Annotated in this window: 18 protein-coding genes; 12 read left to right on the top strand and 6 right to left on the bottom strand. The window is 71.7% G+C overall.

What is annotated here, in order from left to right; all coding sequences use genetic code 11:
• Window position 1: 1 nt before the first annotated feature.
• Both VF092_14095 and VF092_14090 read right to left on the bottom strand, forming a co-directional pair.
• On the bottom strand, window positions 2–1051 hold the full coding sequence (locus tag VF092_14095) for an LLM class flavin-dependent oxidoreductase (protein ID HEX6748424.1): 1050 nt from the start codon (window positions 1049–1051) through the stop codon (window positions 2–4).
• Between the two features lie 2 nt (window positions 1052–1053).
• Complete coding sequence (locus VF092_14090) at window positions 1054–2013, bottom strand: hypothetical protein (GenBank protein HEX6748423.1); 960 nt, start codon at window positions 2011–2013, stop codon at window positions 1054–1056.
• Between the two features lie 368 nt (window positions 2014–2381).
• Here VF092_14090 and VF092_14085 point away from each other — a divergent pair, with 368 nt between their 5' ends.
• Window positions 2382–3275 (top strand): hypothetical protein, encoded by an 894-nt coding sequence (locus VF092_14085; protein HEX6748422.1) that lies wholly within the window; start codon window positions 2382–2384, stop codon window positions 3273–3275.
• A gap of 256 nt (window positions 3276–3531) precedes the next feature.
• On the opposite strand, the gene VF092_14080 is transcribed toward VF092_14085, so the two are convergent.
• On the bottom strand, window positions 3532–5253 hold the full coding sequence (locus VF092_14080; GenBank protein ID HEX6748421.1) for a diguanylate cyclase: 1722 nt from the start codon (window positions 5251–5253) through the stop codon (window positions 3532–3534).
• 384 nt (window positions 5254–5637) lie between these two features.
• Here VF092_14080 and VF092_14075 point away from each other — a divergent pair, with 384 nt between their 5' ends.
• The 8 genes from VF092_14075 to pdeM all read left to right on the top strand — a co-directional run bounded on the left by VF092_14075 (window position 5638) and on the right by pdeM (window position 16495).
• Window positions 5638–6192 (top strand): FHA domain-containing protein, encoded by a 555-nt coding sequence (locus VF092_14075; GenBank protein ID HEX6748420.1) that lies wholly within the window; start codon window positions 5638–5640, stop codon window positions 6190–6192.
• Window positions 6189–6938, top strand: a complete 750-nt coding sequence (locus tag VF092_14070; GenBank protein ID HEX6748419.1) for a PP2C family serine/threonine-protein phosphatase — start codon at window positions 6189–6191, stop codon at window positions 6936–6938. Before VF092_14075 ends, VF092_14070 begins: the two co-directional genes overlap by 4 nt.
• Before the next feature lie 344 nt (window positions 6939–7282).
• Window positions 7283–9820, top strand: a complete 2538-nt coding sequence (locus VF092_14065) for a ligase-associated DNA damage response DEXH box helicase (GenBank protein HEX6748418.1) — start codon at window positions 7283–7285, stop codon at window positions 9818–9820.
• 647 nt (window positions 9821–10467) lie between these two features.
• Window positions 10468–11142 (top strand): VWA domain-containing protein, encoded by a 675-nt coding sequence (locus VF092_14060; GenBank protein ID HEX6748417.1) that lies wholly within the window; start codon window positions 10468–10470, stop codon window positions 11140–11142.
• Complete coding sequence (locus tag VF092_14055) at window positions 11127–11912, top strand: PP2C family serine/threonine-protein phosphatase (GenBank protein HEX6748416.1); 786 nt, start codon at window positions 11127–11129, stop codon at window positions 11910–11912. The genes VF092_14060 and VF092_14055 overlap by 16 nt, the downstream gene beginning before the upstream one ends.
• A complete protein-coding gene (locus VF092_14050) occupies window positions 11905–13845 on the top strand; it encodes a TonB family protein (GenBank protein HEX6748415.1) in 1941 nt (646 codons plus the stop codon). The genes VF092_14055 and VF092_14050 overlap by 8 nt, the downstream gene beginning before the upstream one ends.
• Window positions 13842–15827, top strand: a complete 1986-nt coding sequence (locus tag VF092_14045) for a hypothetical protein (GenBank protein HEX6748414.1) — start codon at window positions 13842–13844, stop codon at window positions 15825–15827. The genes VF092_14050 and VF092_14045 overlap by 4 nt, the downstream gene beginning before the upstream one ends.
• Window positions 15828–15838: 11 nt before the next feature.
• Complete coding sequence (gene pdeM, locus VF092_14040; protein ID HEX6748413.1) at window positions 15839–16495, top strand: ligase-associated DNA damage response endonuclease PdeM; 657 nt, start codon at window positions 15839–15841, stop codon at window positions 16493–16495.
• A 229-nt stretch (window positions 16496–16724) separates the two neighbouring features.
• Here the strand turns inward: pdeM and VF092_14035 are convergent, their stop codons facing one another.
• Window positions 16725–17141, bottom strand: coding sequence for a hypothetical protein (locus tag VF092_14035; GenBank protein HEX6748412.1), 417 nt, complete (start codon window positions 17139–17141; stop codon window positions 16725–16727).
• A 329-nt stretch (window positions 17142–17470) separates the two neighbouring features.
• Here VF092_14035 and VF092_14030 point away from each other — a divergent pair, with 329 nt between their 5' ends.
• Both VF092_14030 and VF092_14025 read left to right on the top strand, forming a co-directional pair.
• Entirely contained in the window at window positions 17471–19195 is a 1725-nt protein-coding gene (locus VF092_14030) for an alpha/beta fold hydrolase (GenBank protein HEX6748411.1), read from the top strand.
• Between the two features lie 234 nt (window positions 19196–19429).
• Window positions 19430–20314 carry a diacylglycerol kinase family protein gene (locus tag VF092_14025; protein ID HEX6748410.1) on the top strand — a complete coding sequence of 295 codons (885 nt, stop codon included), beginning with the start codon at window positions 19430–19432 and terminating at the stop codon, window positions 20312–20314.
• Window positions 20315–20406: 92 nt separating this feature from the next.
• Here VF092_14025 and VF092_14020 read toward each other — a convergent pair whose 3' ends face one another.
• Together VF092_14020 and VF092_14015 are read right to left on the bottom strand one after the other, a co-directional pair.
• Window positions 20407–20613 carry a hypothetical protein gene (locus VF092_14020; protein HEX6748409.1) on the bottom strand — a complete coding sequence of 69 codons (207 nt, stop codon included), beginning with the start codon at window positions 20611–20613 and terminating at the stop codon, window positions 20407–20409.
• A 198-nt stretch (window positions 20614–20811) separates the two neighbouring features.
• Window positions 20812–21303, bottom strand: coding sequence for a hypothetical protein (locus VF092_14015; GenBank protein HEX6748408.1), 492 nt, complete (start codon window positions 21301–21303; stop codon window positions 20812–20814).
• A gap of 553 nt (window positions 21304–21856) precedes the next feature.
• Between VF092_14015 and VF092_14010 the strand changes: the two genes are divergently transcribed.
• Window positions 21857–23401 carry an aminoacyl--tRNA ligase-related protein gene (locus VF092_14010; protein ID HEX6748407.1) on the top strand — a complete coding sequence of 515 codons (1545 nt, stop codon included), beginning with the start codon at window positions 21857–21859 and terminating at the stop codon, window positions 23399–23401.
• The last annotated feature ends 237 nt before the right edge of the window (window positions 23402–23638 follow it).

The raw sequence follows: 23638 nt of genomic DNA, 5'->3' as shown, positions 1-23638 counted from the left end.
CCTACGCCGCCGCCTTCGCCTCCCGCCGGCCGTTGACGAGCGGGATCACCTCCTCGGCGAAGCGCTCCATCTCCTCCAGCTGGGGGGAGAACTGGAGGAGGACCAGGTCCAGCCCCGCCGCCTCCAGCGCGATCAGCCGCTCCGCCACCTGCTCCGGCGTTCCGACCAGCCCCGTGCGCAGCCCGCGGTTGGAGACGGAGTAGTCTTCCAGGCTCACCCGCTGCTCCAGCTGCGTGTTGGCCAGCCAGTCCTGATAGCTGTGGTACGCCGCGCCGCTGGAGACGTCGGTGATGCGCGCCAGCTCGCGCCGCGCCTCGTCCTCGGTGGCGCGGACGATGGCGTAGCCGGCGGCGCCGTACACCATCGGCGGCAGCCCCAGCGCCTCGCGGCGGCGGCGCATGTCCGCCACCTTCGGCGCGATGTTCTCCGGCGGGTCGCCGTGCATCAGGTAGCCGTCGCAGCGCTCCGAGATCAGCGCCTTGGCCGCCGGGCTCTCCCCGCCCGCGTAGATCGTGGGCCGCGGGCGGGAGACCGGCTTCGGCTCCAGGATCCCATCGTCCACCTTGTAGTAGTCTCCCCCGAAGCTGAAGCGCGGCCGGCTCCACGCCGCGTCCAGCACCTCCAGCCACTCGGCCGTGCGCGCGTAGCGGTCGTCGTGCACGTCGAACTGCACGCCGTACTTCGCGGCCTCCGTCGCCCACCAGCTCGAAACGACGTTCAGCGACAGCCGTCCGCCGCTGATGCGGTCGATGTTGGCCGCCTGCTTGGCGAAGATCACCGGCGGATGGAAGGTCGGCCGCACCGCCACCATGATCTCCAGCCGCCTGGTCACCGCCGCCAGCGCCGCCGCGGTGGACCACGCCTCGAGCGTCGGCGCGTCGGCGCCCTTGATGTCGTTCAGGAACAGCTCGGCGATCAGCGTCAGGTCGAACCCGATCTCCTCGCTCCGCCGGGCCAGGTGGCTGACGTACTCCCAGCTGGCCTCCATCCCCTCGTCCTCGACGTTGCGCAGCCACCCGCCGAACACTGGCATCCAGTAGCCGAAGCGCATGGTCACCTCGCCTCCGCCTCGAGGTAGTCGGCCAGCCGCGCGAACGGGTCGAACCCGACCACCCGCGGCGCGTCGGCCACGAAGTTCGACAGCGCGTTCACGTCGTAGAAGTAGTGCTTGCCGTCGCGCGCGTCGACGAAGTACTCCACGCCGCCGACCTCGATCCCCGCCTCGGCCATGATCGTCTCCACCTGCCGGACGATCTCGTCGGGCGGGGTGTAGCCCTCCACCCGCAGCCGGTTCTTCGGCGCGTCGATGGCGCAGGCCGCGCGCGCGAGCTCGGCACCGTCCACGCGCTGGCAGACGTCGGCCGGGCAGAGGTCGAAGGTGTCGCCGGGGGTGTAGATGCGGATGCCGTAGAGGAACTTTCCGCCCAGCACCTCCACCCGCACGATGCGTCCCTCCTCGGCGGGGACGAACTCCTGCACCAGGCCCACGGAGTCGATGCCCAGGTCGAGCGAGCCGTCTTCCGACGCGCGCCGCAGCGTCTCGGGCGAGTCGAAGCGGCGCACCCCCGCACCGCTCCCGCCGATGTTCGGCTTGACGGCGATGGGGTAGCGCAGCCCCTCGGCCGCGGCGTACGCCTGCGAGGGGTGGTTGATCACCCGCGTCTTCGGATGCGGGAGGCCGAGGCGGCGCAGGAGGTTGATCTGCACGGCCTTGCTGGTCTCCACCCGGTAGGCGCGGCGGCCGTTGACCACGCGCACCTCCTGCTGCTCCAGGTGGTCAAGCCAGCTCTGGGTGTAGAAGATGGCGTTCCCCGCGCCGCGCAGGTACGCCGACGGGCTCATGCGGTTGAACACGAGCGAGTACGGCGGCGCCGCGTCGGGGTCGTACCGGTGCTCGCCCGCGGCGATGCGGACGAACGGCGTGCCGCGCCGCTCCAACTCGGTGAAGAGCGGGCGGAACCAGTCGGGGTGCTCGTGGAAGAGCGCGATCGGGTGCTCCTGCGTAGCCGGCATTGGAAATCTCCCTGCGTGCTTCGTAGAAAACAGAAAGGCCGCGGCTCCGTGTGAGGGAGCCGCGGCCGGATCGCCGTCGTGGGGGCTCGGGGGTTCTACCCCCGCCGGATCATGCCGGTTTGCCAGCCCCGCGCGCACGCGCCGTCGCCGCCCCCTCCGCGTGGAGGAGACACCAGCGACAACGCATGGCCATGGGGCAGCGAGAGTTCGGCATGGCCGGGAGGATAACCGGTCCTGCCCCAAGTGGTCAAGACCGTCTCGATCGCCGACCAGCAACGGAGATCGACGCCTTTGGGCGGTTGACAAAGTTCACAATAAAGTTATGTTCACGTCGTTCATCACATCACACTCTTGCTCCGAGTGGGCCCATGACGATCGCAATCTCCCTTGTGGTCGGTGACGGAGTCGTGCTCGGCACCGACAGCGCAACATCGATCGTGCTTCCCGGTGAACGCTACCACAACATCTACGGCAACGCCGAGAAGACGATCAACCTCGTGAAGGGACTTCCCCTGGGCCTGATGACATTCGGCCTTGGAAGTCTGGGACCGCTGTCGGTCGCGAGCGTGGCGAGAATACTTCGAGAGGATCTCAGCGGCCTGTCGACCAGCCCTGTCGTTCCGTCACTCGACCCGAGTCGGTACACGGTGGAGGAAGTTGCCGGGAGAGTGAAGGAGTTCTTCTATGACGAGGTCTATCGATCGCTCTATCCGTCTGATCTGCCCGCGGACCGACCATTCGAAGAAGAGCCGGATCCGCACGAGCCAGTTCCAGAGTATCCCGCATTGGGATTCGTCATTGCCGGGTTCTCCGCAGGCTCGTACTATCCGGAGGTCTGGACGGTCTTAATCGGCCCCGACGGACAGTGTACCGAGCCCGAGCTCAGGGTGCCTGCGACGACGGCGGGAGTGATCGACTTCTGGGGACAACCCGAGGCCCTGAACCGGCTCGTATACGGCTGGTCGCGAGAAACACAGGATCGTCTCATCGAAGCTGGCTTGGCACCCGAAGTCGCGAATTCGATCCTGGTGTCGGAGACGAAGCTTGCCCATCCGGGCATGCCGATCCAAGATGCGATCGACCTCGTTAGCTATCTTGCCGACGTTACGGCAGGGTACATGCGATTCAGACCGGGGATCCCGACCGTCTCGGCGCCGATCGATATCGCGGTCATCACCCGGTTCCAAGGCTTCAAGTGGGTCCGTCGCAAGAACTACTATCCGTCGCACCTGAACCCGGCTGAAGCGATCCTGCGGCAGTAGCCGCATCTACTGAATGGAGCCCCATATGCAGAAGAACTCCACTGTCGCCCAACGGGTGCTTGCTCCGAAGCGGCCGGCCACGCCCCCGCCGCCGAAGCTCTCGCCGGCCGAGATCAAGAAGGTGGAGCGGTGGGTTCGGAAGAACGTCCCTGTGAGCTCACGCGGCGATTTCAGGAAGTGAATTAACAGTGCTCAGATAAGGAGAAGCCCCGCACGCCGATGGCGCGCGGGGCTTCTTCGCTGCGAACGAATCTATCTACCGGTCCTGCGTGGTCGACTCGGCCTCGGCGGCGGCGCCGGCGGGGAGCTGCACGCCGACCAGGCGGTCGCGGCCCTGATTCTTGGCGCTGTACAGGGCGCGGTCGGCGGCGTCGATCAGCGCGTCGGGGTCCACCAGCTCGCTGCCGACCGCCACGCCCAGGCTGGCCGTCACCTTCACCGTGCGCCCGCCGCCGGCCGGCACCGACATCTCGCGCAGGTGGCCGCGGAAGCGCTCGGAGAACGCCAGCGCGCCGTCCAGCCCGCTGTCGTACAGCAGCACCGCGAACTCCTCGCCGCCCATGCGCGCGGCCAGGTCGATGTTGCGCGCCGTCGAGCGCAGCAGCCGGCCCACGCGGGCGAGCACCTCGTCGCCCGTGCGGTGTCCGTAGGCGTCGTTCACCTGCTTGAAGAAGTCCAGGTCGATCAGCACCAGCGCGATCGATCCCCCCGAGCGGCGGATGCGGTCGGTCTCGCGGCGCAGCGCGTCCTGCAGCACGTGCCGGCGCGACAGCTCGGTGAGCGGATCGACCAGCGCGGTGACCTCGGTGAGCGCCCACTTCCCCGCCGTGGCGATCCCCACCGACAGCACGAACACCATGAACCCGATCCAGAACGACGACGGCACCCCGCCCGGCAGGTGTGCGACGGGAACGTAGTCGTACTCGCTGGCCAGGTCGTACACGAACGTCGCGGCGAACGCGGCGGTGCCGAACACCAGCAGCCGCGCGTGCGGACGGTGCGGGCTGGCGGCGCGGAAGGCGCGCAGAACGATGGCCAGCATCCCCACCGCCAGCCCCACGTCGATCGAGCGGTTGAGATGCGCCAGCGTCCCCAGCGGCAGGATGGCCGCCGCCGCCGCCATCGCCAGGAAGGCGGCGGAGACGAGCTGCTCGCGCCGGCGGATGCGCAGGTCGAACAGCGCGTAGACGAGGGCGACGAAGAACGGTCCGCCCGCGAGCAGGGCGACCAGGCCCACGCGGTACGGGTTGGCGTGCTCGACGACGGCGCGGCTGATCGTGCCGCTGAAGGTGGCGCCGTAGATGGAGATGGCCAGCGAGACCGCGGCGAACCACAGGTTTTCGCGCGCGGCGCGGCGGCGCACCCAGAAGGCCAGGTGGTAGATGCCGATGGCCAGGAAGAACGCCACCAGCGTGCCGATCACCATGTCGCGCGGCGAGCGCTTGTCGGCCAGCACGTCGAAGCGGCCCAGCTTCACCGCGCCCATCAGCCCGCCGTACGCGTACGAGTTGTAGACGCGCACCGCCACCAGGTGCGGCCCGGTCGGGTTCTTCTCCAGCAGCGCCGCGGGAACCAGGAAGAGCGAGGGATCCACCGCCTCGCGGAAGTCGGGCGGAAGCTTGCCGCGCGCGCCGATCTTCACGCCGTCGAAGTACACCTCGTAGGCGTCGCCCACGGTGTTGAACAGCAGCCCCACCGGCTCGTCGCGCAGCTCCGCGGGAATCGACACCCGCAGGCGGTACCAGCCGAACCCGTCGTACTCGGGGAAGACGTTCTCCCAGGTGCCGGGAACGGCGATGGAGGTCCACGCGCGGTCGTCGAACGCGGGGCTGGCCCACTGCGGTTGGTCGCCGCGCGCCACCTTCCAGCCGTTGGACAGCTGCAGAGGCACGGCCCCGCCGCGGCCCTGCGCGGGCGCGGAAGCGGGGGATACGGCGAACGCGAGCGGGACGAGCAGGAAGAGGAGGCGCCGGATCACGGAGGTAGTGAGCCGAAGGGAGGGGGCGATCGAAGGCCGCGCAAGAATATCCAAATCGTACACGATCGTCAAGGAATTGTACGTTGGGCTCCAATATGATCGGATGAGGAGAGAACCACGAAACCGTCAAATGACGGGCATCGGCGCGCGCATGCGGGGACCCTCACCCCCCGGCCCCCTCTCCCGACAGCAGGAGAGGGGGAGACCTCAGCGCGGGGAGACGCTGCGGCTCCACGTTTGACGGCCCAGCAGGGTAGATGACTGTCACCCGGCACTGGGCACTGGGCACTTGTCTTGCCCCTTCGCGGCGCCCGCGATACGTTCCCGCCCTTCCGCAAAGCGTTGCAGCGAACGTCGTTTCCACGCCAGGAGCTCCGCACGGCCATGTCCACCAACCTCCCGCAGGCCGGTCCGCTCGCCACCTTCGGCATTGCCGCGGGTCCGCGCTACGGCGAGCAGATCCCCGTGCCCGCGCCGGTGGTGACGGTGGGGCGCGGCGCCGGCGCGGACGTGGTGATCGACGACGACTCGGTGAGCGACCGCCACGCGCAGCTGGAGTTCGACCTGGGCGCCTGGCGGCTGACCGACCTGGGCTCCACCAACGGGACGGCGATCGAAGGGGTGAAGCTGGCGCCCAACGTTCCCACGCCGCTGCCGTACGGGTCGACCGTGCGCTTCGGCGGGGTGAAGCTGCAGTTCCGCGAGGTGGCGTCGGCGGACCTGGAGGCGGCGCGCGCGGCGTACGTGCCGCCCGCGAAGGAGGTGGCGCTCAAGGACGAGCGGCGCGGCTTCCGCTTCCCGCTCTGGCTGGCCGTGCTGATCGTGATCCTGCTGGCGCTGCTGGCCTACGCGATCGTGCAGATGAGCGCGCCGGCGCCCGTGCCCCGGCAGCTGCCGCCGCCCACCGACGCACCGGCCGCGCAGGCGGGGCGGCCGTGAAGGTGAGCTGGGAGGCGGCCGGCGCCACCGACGTGGGGCGCGTGCGGCCGCACAACGAGGACTCGTTCCTGATCGACGCGCCGCGCGGCGTCTTCCTCGTGGCCGACGGGATGGGCGGCCACGCCGCGGGCGAGATCGCCAGCGCGCTGGCGGCCGAGTCCGTCGGGTCGGCGCTGCGGCAGGGGGTGGACGGCGGGCTGCGCACCGACCTGCTGGAGGCGGCCATGCGCGAGAGCTTCCACGCCGCGCACCGCGCCATCCTCAACTACTCCTTCACCAAGCCCGAGACGAAGGGGATGGGCACCACCATGACCGCGCTGGTGGTGTGCGACGACGGCAGCTTCCGCCTGGGCCACATCGGCGACAGCCGCGCCTACGTGCTGCGCGACGGCGAGCTGACGCAGGTGACGCGCGACCACACCTGGGTGCAGCGCGAGGTCGACGCGGGGCGGATGACCGAGCGTGGCGCCCGGCGGCACCACCTGTCGCACGTGCTGACGCGCGCGCTGGGCGCCGACTCGCTCGACGAGCCGGACGTCTACGCGGGGACCCTCCTTCCCGGCGACATCGCGCTGCTGGCCAGCGACGGGCTGACCGGCATGCTCACCGACCGCATGCTGCGCCGCGTGCTCGTCCGCCCGGACGAGCTGCACGAGCTGGTGGCGGCGCTCATCATCGGCGCCAACGAGCGCGGCGGCCGCGACAACATCACCGCCGTCCTCGTCCGCGTCCTCGACGCGGACTGAATCCGTCTCCAGCATCTCCAAAAGACGCGGTAGGGAGATTTTCAGCTGACGGGATGCCTGCGTGCACGCCGGCATCCCGCCCCCCCATCCCGCGCTTCGCGCGACCCTCCCCCCAAAAGCGACTGGGGGGAGGGTGATTTTTTACGAGCCGTAAGTAGTTACCACGCTTAGGTCTCCCCCCTTCTCCCGTTATCGGGAGAAGGGGGGCCGGGGGGGATGAGGGTCCGCGCGAAGCGCCCCCGCCCTCGCCGCGCCGCGGCCCGATCGTTGCCACCGCGACAGAGTGGACGCGCGTGGGAATCCACGTCCGCCGTCGATCCCATCACCCCGGAGGCACCTCGCCCGTGGCCCGCAGCGCCGCCGCACGCCGAACGGCATCTCCCGATCCCGACCCCCTGGCGCCGGCGCTGGCGTGGTTCGCGGGGCGCGGGTGGGAGCCGTTCGCGTTTCAGCGCGAGGTGTGGGAATCGTATCTGGCGGGCGAGAGCGGGCTCGTCCACGCGGCCACGGGGACGGGGAAGACGTACGCCGCCTGGCTCGGCCCGCTCCTCGAGTGGCTGCGCGAGAACGCCGCCGGGCCCACGCTCCGCGGCGCGCCGCCGCTGCGCGTGCTGTGGATCACCCCGCTGCGCGCGCTGGCCGCCGACACCGAGGAGGCGCTGCGGCTGCCGCTGAAGGAGCTCGGCATCCCCTGGACGCTGGAGCCGCGCACCGGCGACACCCCCGCCGCCGTCCGCGCCCGCCAGCGCGACCGCCTGCCGACCGCGCTGATCACGACACCGGAGAGCCTGTCGCTGCTCCTCTCGCGCGAGGACGCGGCGGCGCTCTTCGCCGACCTGCGCGCGGTGGTCGTGGACGAGTGGCACGAGCTGATGGGCACCAAGCGCGGCGTGCAGACCGAGCTGTGCCTCGCCCGGCTCCGGCACTGGCGGCCGGAGCTGCGCACCTGGGGGCTGTCGGCCACCATCGGCAACCTGCAGGAGGCGCTGGAGACGCTCCTCGGCGCCGGGCCGCGCGCCGGCGCCTCGCGCATCGTCCGCGGGCTGGTGCCGAAGACGGTGATCGTCGATTCCCTCATCCCCCCCGAGATCGAGCGCTTTCCCTGGGCCGGCCACCTGGGGACGCAGATGCTGCCGCAGCTGCTCGACGTCCTCGACGCGGCCGAGAGCGCCATCGTCTTCACCAACACGCGCTCGCAGACGGAGATCTGGTTCCAGGCCATCCTCGCCGCGCGCCCCGAATGGGCCGGCGAGATCGCGCTCCATCACGGCTCGCTGGACCGCAAGACGCGCGATTTCGTGGAGAGCGGGCTCCGTTCGGGCCGCCTCCGCTGCGTGGTGGCCACCTCGTCGCTGGACCTGGGTGTAGACTTCTCACCCGTGGACCGAGTGCTCCAGGTGGGGAGCCCCAAGGGCGTCGCGCGGCTGCTGCAGCGCGCGGGGCGGAGCGGCCACCGCCCGGGCGTCGCCAGCCGTGTGACCTGCATCCCCACGCACGCGCTGGAATTGATCGAGGTGGCCGCCGCGCGCGATGGCGTCGAGGCGGCCGCGGTGGAGAGCCGCCTCCCCGTCGAGCGGCCGCTGGACCTGCTGGCGCAGCACGTGGTCACCGTCGCGGTGGGCGGCGGCTTCCGGCGCGACGAGCTGCGCGACGAGGTGCGCACCACCCGCGCCTACGCCGGGCTGATGGACGACGAGTGGGCGTGGGTGATCGACTTCGTCACCCGCGGCGGCGACGCGCTGCGCGCCTACCCCGAGTTCCAGCGCGTGGTCGAGCGCGACGGCCTCTACACGGTCGAGAGCCGTCAGGTCGCCAAACGGCACAGGATGGCGATCGGGACGATCGTGAGCGACGCGGCGATCGCCGTGCAGTACCTGAACGGGCCGCGGCTGGGGACGGTGGAGGAGGGCTTCATCGCCCGCCTGAAGCCGGGCGACCGCTTCGTCTTCTCCGGCAAGCCGCTGGAGTTCGTCCGCGTGCGCGACATGAAGGCGTGGGTGCGCCGCGCGCCGGCGAAGGGCGCCTACATCCCGCGCTGGATGGGGAGCCGGATGCCGCTGTCGACGGAGCTGGCGGCGGCGCTCAGGCGGCGGCTGGAGGAGGCGTCGAACGGCATCCTCCGCGGGCCGGAGATGCAGGCGGTGCGCGCGATCCTGGAGGTGCAGGCGCGCTGGTCACGCATCCCCGCGGCCGACGAGCTGCTGATCGAGCGGGTGAAGACGCGCGAGGGGCACCACCTTTTCTTCTTCCCCTTCGAGGGGCGGCTGGTGCACGAGGGGCTGGCGGCGCTGCTCGCGTACCGCATTTCGCGCCTGAAGCCCATCTCCTTCACCATGGCGGCGAACGACTACGGGATCGAGCTGCTGTCGCCCGATCCCGCGCCGCTGGAGGATGCGCTCGCGGCGGGACTTCTCCGGCCGGAAAACCTGTTCGACGACGTCCCCGCGTCGCTGAACGCCACGGAGATGGCGCGCCGCCAGTTCCGCGAGATCGCGCGCGTGGCAGGCCTGGTGTTCCAGGGCTTCCCCGGCGCGAACAAGAGCACGCGGCAGATCCAGGCCAGCAGCGGGCTGTTCTTCGACGTGTTCACCCGCTACGACCCGGGGAACCTGCTGGTAAGCCAGGCGCATCGTGAGGTGCTGGAGCGGCAGCTGGAAAGCAGCCGCCTGGGCCGCACGCTGGAGCGGCTGTCGGAGAGCCGCGTGGTGATCACCGAGCCGCCGCGCACGCCGCCGCTGGCCTTCCCGCTCCTGGTCGACCGCACGCGCGAGGCCGTTACCAGCGAGTCGCTGGCCGACCGCGTGCAGCGCATGCAGGTGGCGCTCGAGCGCTATGCCGACCAGGGCGAGGCGAAGCGGCCGAAGAAGCCGAAGATGAAGTAGAAAGCCCATCCATCGATCGCCCGCCGTTCACATCCCCGTTCGAACGTTCAGAATCACGCCTCACCGAACGTTCATCTCCCAGCGGTTGTCTCTCGAGATAGCGCGGCGAAAGATCGTCGGAACTCGGCGCGGTCTGGTCTCGTATTGTCTGCGAGAGAGCCGGGACGGGCGGTTGAAACCGCGGCAACAACGGCCCGAAGTCCGCCTTCGCGGACTCCCGAGGCGGCATTCGTGCGAGGGGTCGGCGTTGATGCAGGACGCGGCTCGCGGCGTGCAAACCGGGCGAGCAGGATGTGGGTCAGGAGCGCAGATGCTGGAGTGCAACCCTCTCCCGGTACGGGAGAGGGTGGCGAGCCCCAGCGAGCCGGGAGAGGGCGCGATGCCGCGGCCGCACGTAGACCAGTCTACCGGGCTAATCGGCGATTGGATCGGCACCCGCGCCCCTCGCCCGGAACCTGCACGATTGGCGGCATCGGCCCGTCCGCACGGGACCGCGCGGGATCGGAAGGCGAGGATGCGCGGTTCCCGCGGAGGTCGCGGAAACGCTTGTGTTTTCAACGGATTCGGGCGAAATTCGACGGCCCGGCACGTGCCGCCCCGCCGGGTCCACCGCGCCCCACCACCGGGACATGGAGGTCCCTCCCACTATGTCGCTGCTCGCGAAGCTGGAAGACGCCGTCGAGTTCGCCGAGAACCCCGAGCCGCGCTGCCCGTGCGTGCTCCTGCTCGATACCTCCGGCTCCATGCAGGGCGCCCCGCTCGACGCCATGCTCGCGGGCCTCGAGGCCTTCCGCTTCGACCTGGCCGTGGACCCGCTGGCCGCGCGCCGCGTGGAGATCGCCGTCGTCGCCTTCGACAACCGCATCCGCGTGGTGCAGGACTTCGTCAGCCCCGACCGCTTCGACATCCCCTTCCTGAACGCCGAGGGGATGACGCACATCGGCGCGGCCATCGAGAAGGGCCTCGACATGGTGGAGGAGCGCAAGGCCCGCTACCGCGCCTACGACGTGGCCTACTACCGCCCGTGGATCTTCCTGGTCACCGACGGCGAGCCGCAGGGCGAGGCGCCCGACGCCGTGGCGCGCGCCACGCGCCGCCTGCAGGAGGCGGAGACGAAGAAGCAGGTGGCCTTCTTCGCCGTGGGCGTGGAGAACGCCAACATGGAGGCGCTGGCGAAGATCGCCGTGCGCCAGCCGCTGCGGCTGAAGGGACTGGACTTCAGGGAGATGTTCGTCTGGCTGTCGCGCAGCATGCAGTCCGTGGCCCACTCGCGGCCCGACGAGACGGTGAAGCTGGCGCCCACCGGGTGGGCCGAACTGTGACGCCCGTGGCCGCGCCGGCCGCCGCCTGGCGGGTGCTGGGCGCCAGCGTGCGCGGCACCAGCCACGCGCGCAACGAGCTTCCCTGCCAGGACGCGCACGCCTGGCGCCGCCTTCCCGGCGGCGCCGTGGCCCTCGCCGTCGCCGACGGCGCGGGGTCGGCGGCGCACGCGGAGGCCGGCGCGCGCGCGGCGGCAAAGGCGGCGGTGGACTCGCTCGTCTCCTCCGCCCCCGCGGTGGTGGACGGGAACTGGACCGCGGCGCTGGACCACGCGATGGGCGCCGCCCTCGTGGCCGTGCAGGACGAGGCGAAGGCGCGCGCGGTGGAGATGCGGGAGCTGAACACCACGCTGATCGCCGCGGTGGTGACGGCGGATTCCGTCACCGCCGCGCAGGTGGGCGACGGCGCGGTGATCGTCTCCGCCGCAGGCGGGGAGATGCGCGCCATCACCGCGCCGACCTCGGGCGAGTTCGCGAACGAGACCGTCTTCCTGACCACCCCCGGGGCGGTGGACGCGGCGCAGCGGTCGGCGTGGCGGGGATCTGCCCGTCATCTCGCCATCTTCACCGACGGGCTGCAGGGGCTGGCGCTGAAGCACCCCGAGCGGACGCCGCACGAGCCCTTCTTCGCCCCGCTCTTCGCCTTCGCGGCCGAGGCGCGCGACCCGCGCGACGCCGAGGACCAGCTTTCCGCCTTTCTGGCCGGGCCGCGGGTGACCGCGCGCTCGGACGACGACCTGACCCTGGTGCTGGTGACGCGCGACCATGGCTGACCCCGCCCCCGTCCTCGAGCTGCCGCCCGGGCTGGCCGCGCGCGTGCTGCGCCGCCGCTCGTCGGGCGAGTTGATCGTGTTCGACACCACGCGCGAGATCGGCGCGGGGGGCGAGGCGCGCGTGCTGGAGGTGCCGGGGGATTGGGCCCTCGTCGCCAAGCTGTACCGCGAGCCGACCATGGCGCGCGCGCGCAAGCTGGGGCTGATGCTTTCCGATCCCCCCGTGCTGGACGCGGGGGCGGCGGTGGCCTGGCCGGTGGATCTGCTCACTGGGCCCAGCGGCGGACGCTTCGCGGGCTTCCTGATGCCGCGCGCCGAGGGGCCGCGCCTGTTCGAGTTCTACAACCCCGTCTCGCGGCGCCGCACCGCGCCGCTGTTCGACTACGCGCTGCTGCACCGCGCCGGGGTGAACCTGGCCGCCGCCTTCCATGGCCTGCACGCGCACGGCTACGTGGTGGGCGACGTGAACGAGTCCAACATCCTGGTCAACCCGACGACCGCCGCGGTCACGCTGGTGGACGCGGACTCGTTCCAGGTGCGCGACGGCGGGGGCCGCTCCATCCACCGCTCCGGCGTAGGGAAGGCGGAGTTCACCCCGCCCGAGCTGCAGGGGGCGCACTTCAGCGAGGTGGACCGCGGCGAGGAGCACGACCGCTTCGGGCTGGCCGCCCTCCTCTTCCTCCTGCTGATGGAGGGAACGCACCCCTTCGCCTGCCGCTTGGGCGACGGCGCCGAGGTGCCGCCGGTGGAGGAGCGCATCTCGCGGGGGATGTTCCCCTACGCGGGGGGCGACGAGGGCGTGCGCCCGCCGCGCTTGGCGCCGCCCTTCTTCGCGCTGGACCCGGCGCTGCAGGCGATGTTCGCGCGCGCGTTCGTCGCCGGCCACGGCGACCCGTCCGCCCGCCCCGCGCCCGCCGAGTGGCGCGAGGCGCTGGCCGAGGCCGAGGCGCGGCTGGCCGTGTGCGCCGCCAATCCGCGGCACCGCCACGCGCCGGAGCTGGAGTTCTGCCCCTGGTGCCACCGCACGCGGCTGCTGCAGGGGCGCGATCCGTTCCCCGCCACGGTGGAACTGGCGCGGGTGCACGACACCGCGCCGGTCCCCCGCCGCGCGCAGTTCGCCTCCGCGCCGCCCTTCGCGCCGCAGGCGGCGGCCCCGGCCCCCTTCCAGCCGTCCCCGCCGCCGCAGCCCTCCGCCGCCGGCCAGTGGGTGCGCACCCGCTCCGCCGCGGCGGTGGCCGCCATGCCGGCGTGGATGCAGCCCGCGTTCGGCCCGGCCGCGCTGGGGAGCCCGCTGGTGTGGATGCCGCCCGCCGCGCTCACCTGCCTCTTCGGCGCCAGCGGCGGAGGGCGCATGCTGGGGCTGATCGTCTTCTTCCTGGCCCTGCGCCGGGTCTTCAGCGGCGGGCTCAACCTCCAGCGCCTGCGCCTGGGCACGGTGGCCTGGGCGGTGATCCTGCTCGTCGTCTGGTCGTTCGTGGCGGCGATGACGCGCGGCGGGCCGTCGTACGCCGACGGCTCGCGTCCCACCTTCGCCGACCGCTTCGACATCCCCGACGCCCCGGACGCGCCCGACGCCTGGGGGCCGCCGAGCGCGGTGATGCCCGAGCCCACGGTGCAGCTGGCATATCCCGACGCGTCGGTGACGGTGTCGCCGGAGCTGGTCAACGCGCGCGAGATCGCGGGTCTCGCGGCCACGTACTATCCCCCCGAGCTGCGCAACCTGCGGCTGATCGCCAACGTGGACGTGCGCATCCTGGTGGAGCGCGACGGCACGCCGAACTCGACGGGGCTGTACGTGGTGCGGTCCACCGACCCGCGCTTCGATGAAGCCGCGCTGCGCGCCGCGGCCGCGATGCGCTTCAACCCCGCGCAGCAGGCGGACGGCAACACGGTTCCCACGTGGGTCCAGGCCACCCTCTACTTCGTGCCGTGACCGACACCGCCGCGCCGTCCATCCCCCTCTACCGCCGCCGCTCCACGCTGGAGATGCTGGCGCTGGACCCCGAGCGCGAGATCGGCGCCGGGGGCGAGGCCGTCGTCTACCACGTGCCGGGGGATGCGGGGCTCGTCGCCAAGATCTACCACGACCCGACGATCGAGCGGGCGCGCAAGTTGGCGCTGATGCTGGCCCGTCCCCCCGCCATGCCGGAGGGGACGTCGATCGCCTGGCCGCTGGACGTGCTGCTGCACGAGCGCGGCTTCGCGGGGTTCGTGATGCCCTTCGCCGAGGGGCCGCGGGTCTTCGAGTTCTACAACCCGGTCACCCGCCGCGCGCACGCGCCGGGCTTCCACTTCGGGCTGCTGCACCGCGCCGGGCGGAACCTGGCCGCGGCGTTCGACGCGCTGCACGCCGCCGGCTACGTGGTGGGCGACGTGAACGAGAGCAACCTCCTCGTCGCTCCGGCGGACGCGCGGGTGACGCTGGTGGATGCCGACTCGCTTCAGGTGCGCGACACGGGCGGTGGCATCTACCGCTCCAAGGTGGGGAAGGCGGAGTTCACCCCGCCCGAGTTGCAGGGGGTGAGCTTCGGCACGGTGGACCGCGCCCCCGAGCACGACCGCTTCGGCCTGGCCGTCCTCCTCTTCCTCCTGCTGATGGAGGGGACGCACCCGTTCGCCGTGCGGCTGGGCGAGGCGGACGCGGCGCCGGTGGAGGAGCGCATCCGCCGCGGCCTCTTCCCCCACGCGTCGGGCGAGGACGAGGTGCACCCGCCGCGGCTTTCCCCGCCCTTCGACGCGCTCGACGCCGAGGTGCGGGAGATGTTCGTCCGTGCCTTCGTTGCCGGATACGCGGACCCGGCGGCGCGGCCGACGGCGGCGGAGTGGCGCGACGCCTTGGAGGCCGCGGAGGGACGTCTCCTCGAATGCGGCGCCAATCCCCTGCACCGCTTCGCGCCGCACCTGGGCGCGTGCCCGTGGTGCGAGCGCGCGCGGCTGCTGGGCGGGCGCGACCCGTTCCCCGTCGGCGCGCCGGTCTCTGTGCCCGCGCCGCGTCCACGCCGGCCGCGCCGGGGCGTGCCCGCAGCGGCGCCGTTCGCCGCGGCGGGGGCCGCTCCCGCCGCGCCCAAGGTGTCGCCGTACGGCGTGCACAAGCCGCTGAAGTGGATGGTGGCGCAGCAGGGCCCGGGGCCGCTGCGGAGCCCGCTGACGTACGTGCTCCCGGCCCTCGTGCTCATGTTCATGGGCGCCGGGTTCCTGCAGCTGCTGGGGATCCTGGGCCTGATCATGTGCACGGGCGTGGTGCTGACCCGGAAGGCGGGACCCGTGCGCTTCTCCGCCATCGTCGCGGGCGCCGTCCTGGCGCTGTTCGCCTTTATCGCGGTGGCCGGCAGCTCGGGCGCGGACGAGAGCGACGATCCCATCTACGATTCGCGGTTCGATCCCGCGCAGGCGGCGCCGGACGCCGGCGAGAACGCCGGCGCGGGCGATGCTGCCCCGGCGGACCCGCCTCCGGCGCCGAACGATCCGCCCGTCACGACCGGGATCGCCGACTTCCTTCTCGACGACGCCATCTCCTACCCCGTCTCGGGCGCGGCCGGCGCGGCCGTGCCGCCGGAGCCGAACGACTTCATGACCGACGTGGTGCCGTTGGACGACTATGCGCTCGAGCTGCCGTCGGTGCAGAAGCGCCCCGTCCTGACCAATCGGCCGCTGGTGGCCGAGGCGCTGGCTGCGCTGGCATATGCCGAACACGCGGCTGACGGGGCGGGCGCCGCCCAACCGGACACGGTGGCGTTCTGGCTGCGGATCGACGAGCACGGGCACGTGACCACGTCGCAGGTGATCTGGTCCACGCACCGCGCGGCACGCCAGGCGGCGTCGGCCGCGGTGGCGTACCTGCGCTACACGCCGGCCGAGCAGAACGGGCGGCCGGTGAGCGTGTGGGTGGCGCAGCGGCTGGTGATCATCCCCTGAGCGGACCGGCGGTGGGGGACGTGGAGACGGAGGTAGCCGGCGAGCGCGTGCTCCTCCTTCACGAGCGCGCGCTCTTCCGACCGCGCACCGGCGAGCTGCTGGTGGCCGATCCGCACTGGGGGAAGGCGGCGGCGTTCCGCGCGGCGGGCGTTCCCGTTCCCGGCGGGACCACGGCGGAGGGGCTGGAGCGACTCTCGCGCGCGCTGGAGCGCACGGGCGCCGCGCGGCTGACCATCCTGGGCGACCTCTTCCACGCCCGCACCTCGCGCCAGCCGGCGACGCTCGAGACGGTGCGCGCGTGGCGCGAACGGCACGCCTCGCTCCCGGTGACGCTGATCCGCGGCAACCACGACCGCCACGCCGGCGACCCCCCCGGCGAGCTGCGCATCGACTGCTGCGACCAGCCCTGCGCGGACCCGCCCTTCCTCCTCTCGCACCACCCGTTCGAGTCGCCCGCGGGGTACGTGCTCGCGGGGCATCTCCATCCCTCCGTCAAGCTGCGCGGGGTGGGACGGCAGCGGGAGCGGCTCCCCTGCTTCCACTTCGGCGCGCGTGTGGGCGTGCTTCCCGCCTTCGGCGCGTTCACCGGCACCGCCGACGTGGAAGTGGCCCCCGGCGACCGCATCTACGTGGTCGCCGGAGACCGGGTGATCGCCGTCGCGGGATGATCCGGCGCGGGTAGCTGACGATCTATTTGGCCTCACGCGGAGACGCGGAGAACAGCGGAGAACTCACCGCCGCGATGAGTTTCTCCACCGTTCTCCGCGCCTCCGCGTGAGACTACTCCGATGCGTCCCCCAAAGCAGAGAGCGAGGCCGGCCGAGGGTGGCCAGCCTCGCTCATCGGCGAGGGAAGATCTGCATTGTCGTGGCGGGCGAGGGGCCCGGGTTCGGGTGATCAGCTCTGCTTGCGCGTCCCGTATTCCGCGCGCAGCTCGTCCACCCAGCGCGGGCGCGCGCGGCCGCCGGCCTCGTAGCCGCGCTCCAGCGAGTCCAGCACGCCGTCCACCGCGGTGCGGCGCGCCTCGGACGTCAGGTCGTGCGTCAGCACCACCAGCGCGGCCGACGCCTCCTGGTACGTCACCTCGGCGAACGGGAGCGCGGCGTACTGCAGGTACCACTTGCGCAGGCGGCGCAGCGTGGGCGAGTAAGGAGCGGTGCCCATCAGGAACTTCTTCAGCCCGGTGGGGCTCATCCCGATCTCCCGCGCCACTCCGCGGAGCGAGGTGTTCTCCACACGCGCCGCGGCCATCTCGCGGAGATGCGCCACGGTGGCCTCTCTGGAGTGGGGAACGGGGTTGTTCGGCTCGACCATCGTCTCGATCCTCCATCGGGCAAAAGCGGGTAGTGGTACTTCGGTTTATCTTCGGATAATCTAAACCCGAACATTTCCCGAATCAATACCCCAGGAGAGACCGTAAACGTGTGCTCGGTGTGTACTTGGCCAATGCGCCCGCAAACGCCTGCGGTGTCCGGCTAACCTCAAGCGCGAGGTGCGTTTACCTTTCCGCCGTGGCTGCAGACGAGCGGCTCGCGAAACACCTGGGTCTTGCAACCCGTGCTCTGCTCGCACTGTCGAACGGCAGATGGACGGCGTTCGCGCGCGCGGACGCCCGCTCTCGAATCCCTCCAGGAGAGCTCACGATGACCCGTTCGTTCCTCTTCTCCGTCGTGCTGGGGATCCTCGCCGCCGCACCCGCGGTCGCGCAGCCGAGGCTTCACGTGGAGCCGTGCACGCTGCCGGGCGTGGGCGCGGCGCGCTGCGGCACGCTGGAGGTGTGGGAGAACCGCGAGGCGCGGAGTGGGAGGACGATCCCGATCCGCTTCGCGGTCATCCCCGCGACGGGGACGGCCACGCGCGACCCGGTGGTGCCGATCCCGGGCGGGCCGGGGAGCGGCACGGTGGAGCAGGCGGCGGGGATGGCGGGGGAGCTGGCGGAGCTGCGCGACGCGCGCGACATCCTGCTGGTGGACCTGCGCGGGGCGGGCGGGAGCAACCTGCTGGACTGCGAGATGTACGGCCCGCGCCTGGCCGACTACCTGGGCGCGTTCTACCCGGCCGAGCGTGTCCGCCGCTGCGCCGAGCGCTGGCGGGGGCGCGCGGACCTGTCGCGCTACAACAACGACGCGTCGGCCGACGACCTGGACGAGGTGCGCGCGGCGCTGGGCTACGAGCGGCTGAACCTGTACGGCACCTCGGCGGGGACGCGCACCGCGCTGGTGTACATGCGGCGGCACCCGGACCGGGTGCGCAGCGCGGTGCTCCACGGCGTCGTTCCCACCGACGCCGCCATGCCGCTGCACACCGCGCCCGACGCGCAGCGGGCGATGGACGGCGTGCTGGGCGAGTGCGCGCGCGAGCCCGCCTGCAACGCCGCGTTCCCCGCGCTGGGCGACGACCTGCGCGTGGTGGTGGTGGCGCGTCTGGAGCGGGGGCCGGTGGAGGTGACGGTGACCGATCCGGCCACCGGCGAGCCGGTGCGGATGCCGCTCTCGCGCGACCTGTTCGCCGAAGGGGTGCGGTACATGACGTACTCCGGGAGCTCCGCCTCGCTGGTGCCCGCCGTGCTGCACCAGGCCGCGCGCGGTGACCTGGGCCCGGCGGCCGAGCAGGCGCTGTTCAGCCGGCGCGAGATCGTGAACTCGGGGAGCCACGGGGTCTACCTCTCCTTCACCTGCGCCGAGGACGTGCCGTTCGTCGACGCGGCCGAGGCGGCGCGGATGGCGGCGGGGACCTTCCTGGGCGGCTACCGCGTGCGCGACCAGAAGGCGGCGTGCGCGGCGTGGCCCGTTCCACCCGTGGCGCGCGAGTTCCTGCAGCCGGTGCGCTCCGACGCACCGGTACTGGTGCTGACGGGCGAATGGGATCCCGCCACCCCGCCGTCCGCGGGCGAGGAGGCGCTGCGGACGCTGCCGAACGGGCGGCACGTCGTCGTCCCCAGCGGAGCGCACGCCCTCGACGGGCTGGTGGGCACCGGCGGCTGCATCACCCCGCTGATCGTGCGCTTCATCCGCACCGCCGACGCGAAAGGGCTGGACGATTCGTGCGTCCGCGCCATCCATCGCCCGCCCTTCCCCACGCGCCCGCTCCCGGCGACGCCGATCGCGGCCGAACCGGCGGAGCTGGCGCGGCTGGCGGGGACGTACCGCGCGGAGGGCGGCTTCCAGGTGGAGACGCGCGTGGATGGCGGGCGGCTGCACCTGCGCGTGCCGCAGCGCGACTTCGCGCTGATCCCGGTCGGCCCCGGGCTGTTCCGGCTGCTTGGCGTTCCCTTCGTCTACGCGCGGTTCGTCCGTGCGGGCGATGCGGTGACCTCGCTGGAGCTGATCGAGGGCGGCGGCCCGCCGACGACGCTGGCGCGGCAGTAGGTCCTCACGGGATTCGGTCGATGCACTCACGCCGAACCCACCGCCGACGTCATCCTGAGGCCGGTCAGACTGTAATCAGCGTCTACGCAAGAGCTTGCAGGCCGAAGGATCTATAACCGCGTCCGCACGCGATTCAGTCGGGCGACCGGGGCTCGCGGACGCCGGCTCCGCGCGCCACCTTGTCGCGCGTCCCGCCGATCTCCATCTCCCGCCTCCCCATCCCCATCTCCCTGCATGCAGCGCTTTTACGCGATCGTGAACCCCGTGGCCGGGCGCGGCGCCGCCCGCCGTGCGTGGGCCGCCGTGCGCGCGGTGCTGGCGGACGCGGGCGCGGAAGTGGAGATGGCGGAGACGCGCGCGCACGGGCACGCCGCGGAGCTGGCCGAGGCGGCGGGGCGCGCGGGGTGGCCGGCCATCCTCGCGTTCGGCGGCGACGGCACCGTGCACGAGGCGGCGAACGGTCTCCTGCGCGCCGAAGCCGACGCGGCGCTGGGGATCGTGCCGGTAGGAAGCGGGAACGACTTCGCGCTGCTGGCGGGGATCGGGCGCGATCCGGCGGAGGCGGCGCGGCGCATCGTCTCCGGCGCGGAGCGGCGGGTGGACGTGGGGCGGGTGAACGGCCGGTGGTTCACCAACGGGGTGGGGATCGGGATCGACGCGCGCGTGGCGGTGGAGGCGAACCGCAGCCGCCGCGGCCGCGGCATTGGCATCTACCTGTGGGCGCTCGCGCGGGTGCTGCGCTCCTTCCGCCCGCCGGCCATCCGCGTGGAGATCGACGGGCGCGAGGTGATCGACCGCCCGCTGACACTGGTGACGGTGGGAAACGGCGGGCGGCACGGCGGCGGGTTCTGGATCTGCCCCGACGCGCGCATCGACGACGGCGCGCTGGACGTGTGCGTGTGCGACGGGGTGAGCCGGCCGCGCCTTCTCGCGCTGCTGCCGAGGGTGCTGCGCGGCACGCACGTGGGCGCCAGTTGCGTGCACATGCGCCGCGCGCGCCGCGTCCTCATCACCAGCGACGCGCCGCTTCCCGTGCACGCGGACGGCGAGATCCTGGACGAAGCGGCCCGCGAGCTGGAGATCGAGATCTTTCCCGGGCGGCTGCGGCTGCTCGGATAGGAAAGAAGGGAAAGTCTCACGGAGAGACGCGGAGGCGCGGAGACTCAGTGCAGCAACAGTGAGTTCTCCGCGCCTCCGCGTGAGGAATTACATCAGACGGCGCAGAAGCACTCGCCGCCCATGCACTGCCCGCTGGCGAACGGCCCGAACCTGGCCTCGCACGAGGCGTTGCACCCTTGTGGGTGGCACGCGCGCGACGCCGGGGCCGGCGCCGCGGTCGATGCGAACGCCCGCGCTCCTCCGAACCCGAGCGCGCCGGCCAGCACCGCCGCGAAGATGCCGCGATGGATGCGCTTCATGGGAATCCCTCCCACGTGGTGGGTGAACGCCGACGCTCCCGCCTGCGGTCGCCGGCGGGAGCTTCCCCCGCTCGAGGGGGGAGAAACCCGCCGCAACCTGCAGGCCAGCACGCGTTGCAGATCGATGGTTTTCAGCCCAAATAGTCCAGGGACGCGATGCGGACCGATGCAGGGCTGCGCGGGGGGAGTCGCTGGGGATCAGGGATAGACGAGAACGACCTGCATGCGGCGGAGATTCGCGCCGGGGAAGCGGCGCTGGGCTGCGGCCAGGACGCGCAGCGCCTGCTCGCGCGTGGCGCCGGCGTAGACGCCGAGGAACGCCGTGTTCGCCGCCACGTTGGTGTAGGTGATGTTGCTCTCGGCGTCGTCGCTGTCCTGCTCGAAGTCGCACTCGAAGCGCTGCGAGAACACCTTGCGGCCGGGGAACAGCGCCTGCGCGGCTCTTCGCTCGCGCTCGCGGATGGAGCACTTCGGCGCGCTGCGCAGGATCACCGCGTAGAACGCGTCGGAGCGGAACTCGTCGCGCGCCATGCTGTCGCGCGGCAGGACGAAGGGGAGCTCGTGCGGCTTGAAGTCGCCGCAGGGGTGCGCGGGGTCGGGGCAGAGGGTTCCCGGGCGCCGCTGGGCGTGCGCCGTGCCGGCCAGCGCCGGGACGAGCGCGAGCAGGAGGATGGAGGCGAGCTTCCTCATCGGACGATCTCCAGGCGCAGGATGTCTCCGTGCGAGTCGCATATCCGGACCAGGAGGCCGGGACGGATCGGCCCTCCCTTCTCCGCGGTGCGATGAAAGTAAGGAGAAATCTGCGTTGGAGAATAGCTTCGAGCGCCCGTCGGGTGGGGAGGGGGGCGAATGAATTCGCAGCAACAACCACACGAAGTCCGCCTTCGCGGACTACAGGCATCCGCGCGGACGAGATGGCGGTCCGCGTGGCCAGCCTCATTGCGGCCGCGGCCACGCTCGCATCCCGCGCCGATGCCGGCCTGGCTACCTCTCCCGGTACGGGAGAGGTGGCGAGCCTAAGCGAGCCGGAGAGGGCGCGATCCCGCGGACGCGCACCAAAGCTGCTCCTCGCGCCTTGGGCACTGGGCACTGGGCACTCGGCACTTCCCCGCCCACTCCGCTCATCTTCCCTTGCCCCAACCCGCCGCGCGGTGATATGCTTGCAATACGTCCTTCCACCCGCGGAGGGCGTTTTGTGTCTTCGGCATTCATCGGAAATCAGAGAACGGAAGCGGGGGATCCCGTGGCAGAGCAGACGAAGGGCGCCACCATGGCGCGCACCGCCATCACCCCCACGCGCGACGAGGACTACGCGCAGTGGTACCAGGCCGTGGTCCGCGACGCGGACGTGGCCGAGATGAGCCACGTGCGCGGGTGCATGGTCATCAAGCCGTGGGGCTACGGCGTGTGGGAGCAGCTCCAGCGCACGCTGGACCGCGCCATCAAGGACGCCGGCGCGGTGAACGCCTACTTCCCGCTCTTCATCCCCCTGAGCTACCTCGAGCGCGAGGCCGCGCACGTGGAGGGCTTCGCCAAGGAGATGGCGGTGGTCACCCACCACCGCCTCGAGGCGCGCGAGGGGAAGCTGGTGCCCACCGGCGAGCTGGCCGAGCCGCTGATCGTCCGCCCCACGAGCGAGACCATCATCGGCGAGAGCATGGCCGACTGGGTGCAGAGCTACCGCGACCTGCCGCTGCTTCTGAACCAGTGGGCCAACGTGGTCCGCTGGGAGCTGCGGCCGCGCGTCCTCCTGCGCACGACGGAATTCCTCTGGCAGGAGGGGCACACCGCGCACGCCAGCCACGACGACGCCATGGAGTACACCCTGCGCATCCTGCACGAGGTGTACGCGAAGGTGGTGGAGGAAGATCTCGCCGTCCCCGTCATCCCCGGCGAGAAGACGCCCGGCGAGCGCTTCCCCGGCGCGGTGAACACCTACTGCATCGAGGCCATGATGCAGGACGGCCGCGCGCTGCAGGCGGGAACCAGCCACTACCTCGGCCAGAACTTCGCCACGGCGTTCAGCATCTCCTTCCAGAACGCCGAGGGCGCGCAGGAGTACGCCTTCACCACCTCGTGGGGCGTGTCGACGCGGCTGATCGGCGCGCTGGTGATGACGCACGCCGACGACAACGGCCTGCGCGTGCCGCCCCGCGTGGCCCCGCACCAGGTGGTGATCGTGCCGATGATGCGGAAGGACGCGGGCGAGGAGGTCCTGGCCTACGCCCGCCGCGTCGCTGACGAGATCCGGGGGCAGACCTTCGCCGGCGGGCGGGCGATCGAGGTGCTGGTGGACGACTCGCTGTACGAGGCGCGCGACAAGAAGTGGAAGTGGGTCAAGCGCGGCGTGCCGCTCCTCCTCGAGCTCGGCCCCAAGGACATGGGGAACGACGGCGTCAGCTACCTCCGCCGCGACCACGGCCCCACGGAGTACGTCCGCACCGGGCGGGGGGACTTCGTGGCCGGCGTGGGGGCGCTGCTGGACGAGATCCAGCGCGGCTACCTGGAGCAGGCGCGCGCCTTCCAGGTGGCCCGCACCCGGCGCGACATCACCACCTTCGGCGAGTTCGAGGCCTACTTCGCCGAGGGCGGCGACGAGACGCCGGCGTCGGAGCAGCCGGGCTTCGCCATCGCCAAGTGGTGCGGCGACGAGGCGTGCGAGGAGAAGGCGCGCGGGCTGGGTGTCACCATCCGCTGCCTGCCCTTCGACCAGAGCGGCACCGAGGGCGCCTGCGTGATCTGCGGCCGCCCCGCCACCACCGACGCGGTGTTCGCCCGGGCGTACTGATACCAACTCCGGGGATTCAGTTGATGCATTCAGCCGAAACCCGGATTGACGTCATCCTGAGGCCGGCCAGACCGTAATCAGCGTCTGCGCAACAGCTTGCAGGCCGAAGGATCTATAGGTAGCGACTCTACTCGTCAGTGATGAATTCTCCGAGTCAGGAATTCCTCCCAGGTCCAGACGTGGCCGCTCAGCCCGATGGCCATTGCGGGGGTTCGCTTGCGGTAGCGGTGCCCCTTC

Source organism: Longimicrobium sp., from assembly GCA_036377595.1.
Lineage (GTDB): Bacteria > Gemmatimonadota > Gemmatimonadetes > Longimicrobiales > Longimicrobiaceae > Longimicrobium.
Note: the sequence above shows the minus strand (reverse complement) of the source record. Positions and strands in the feature narration are given on the sequence as shown.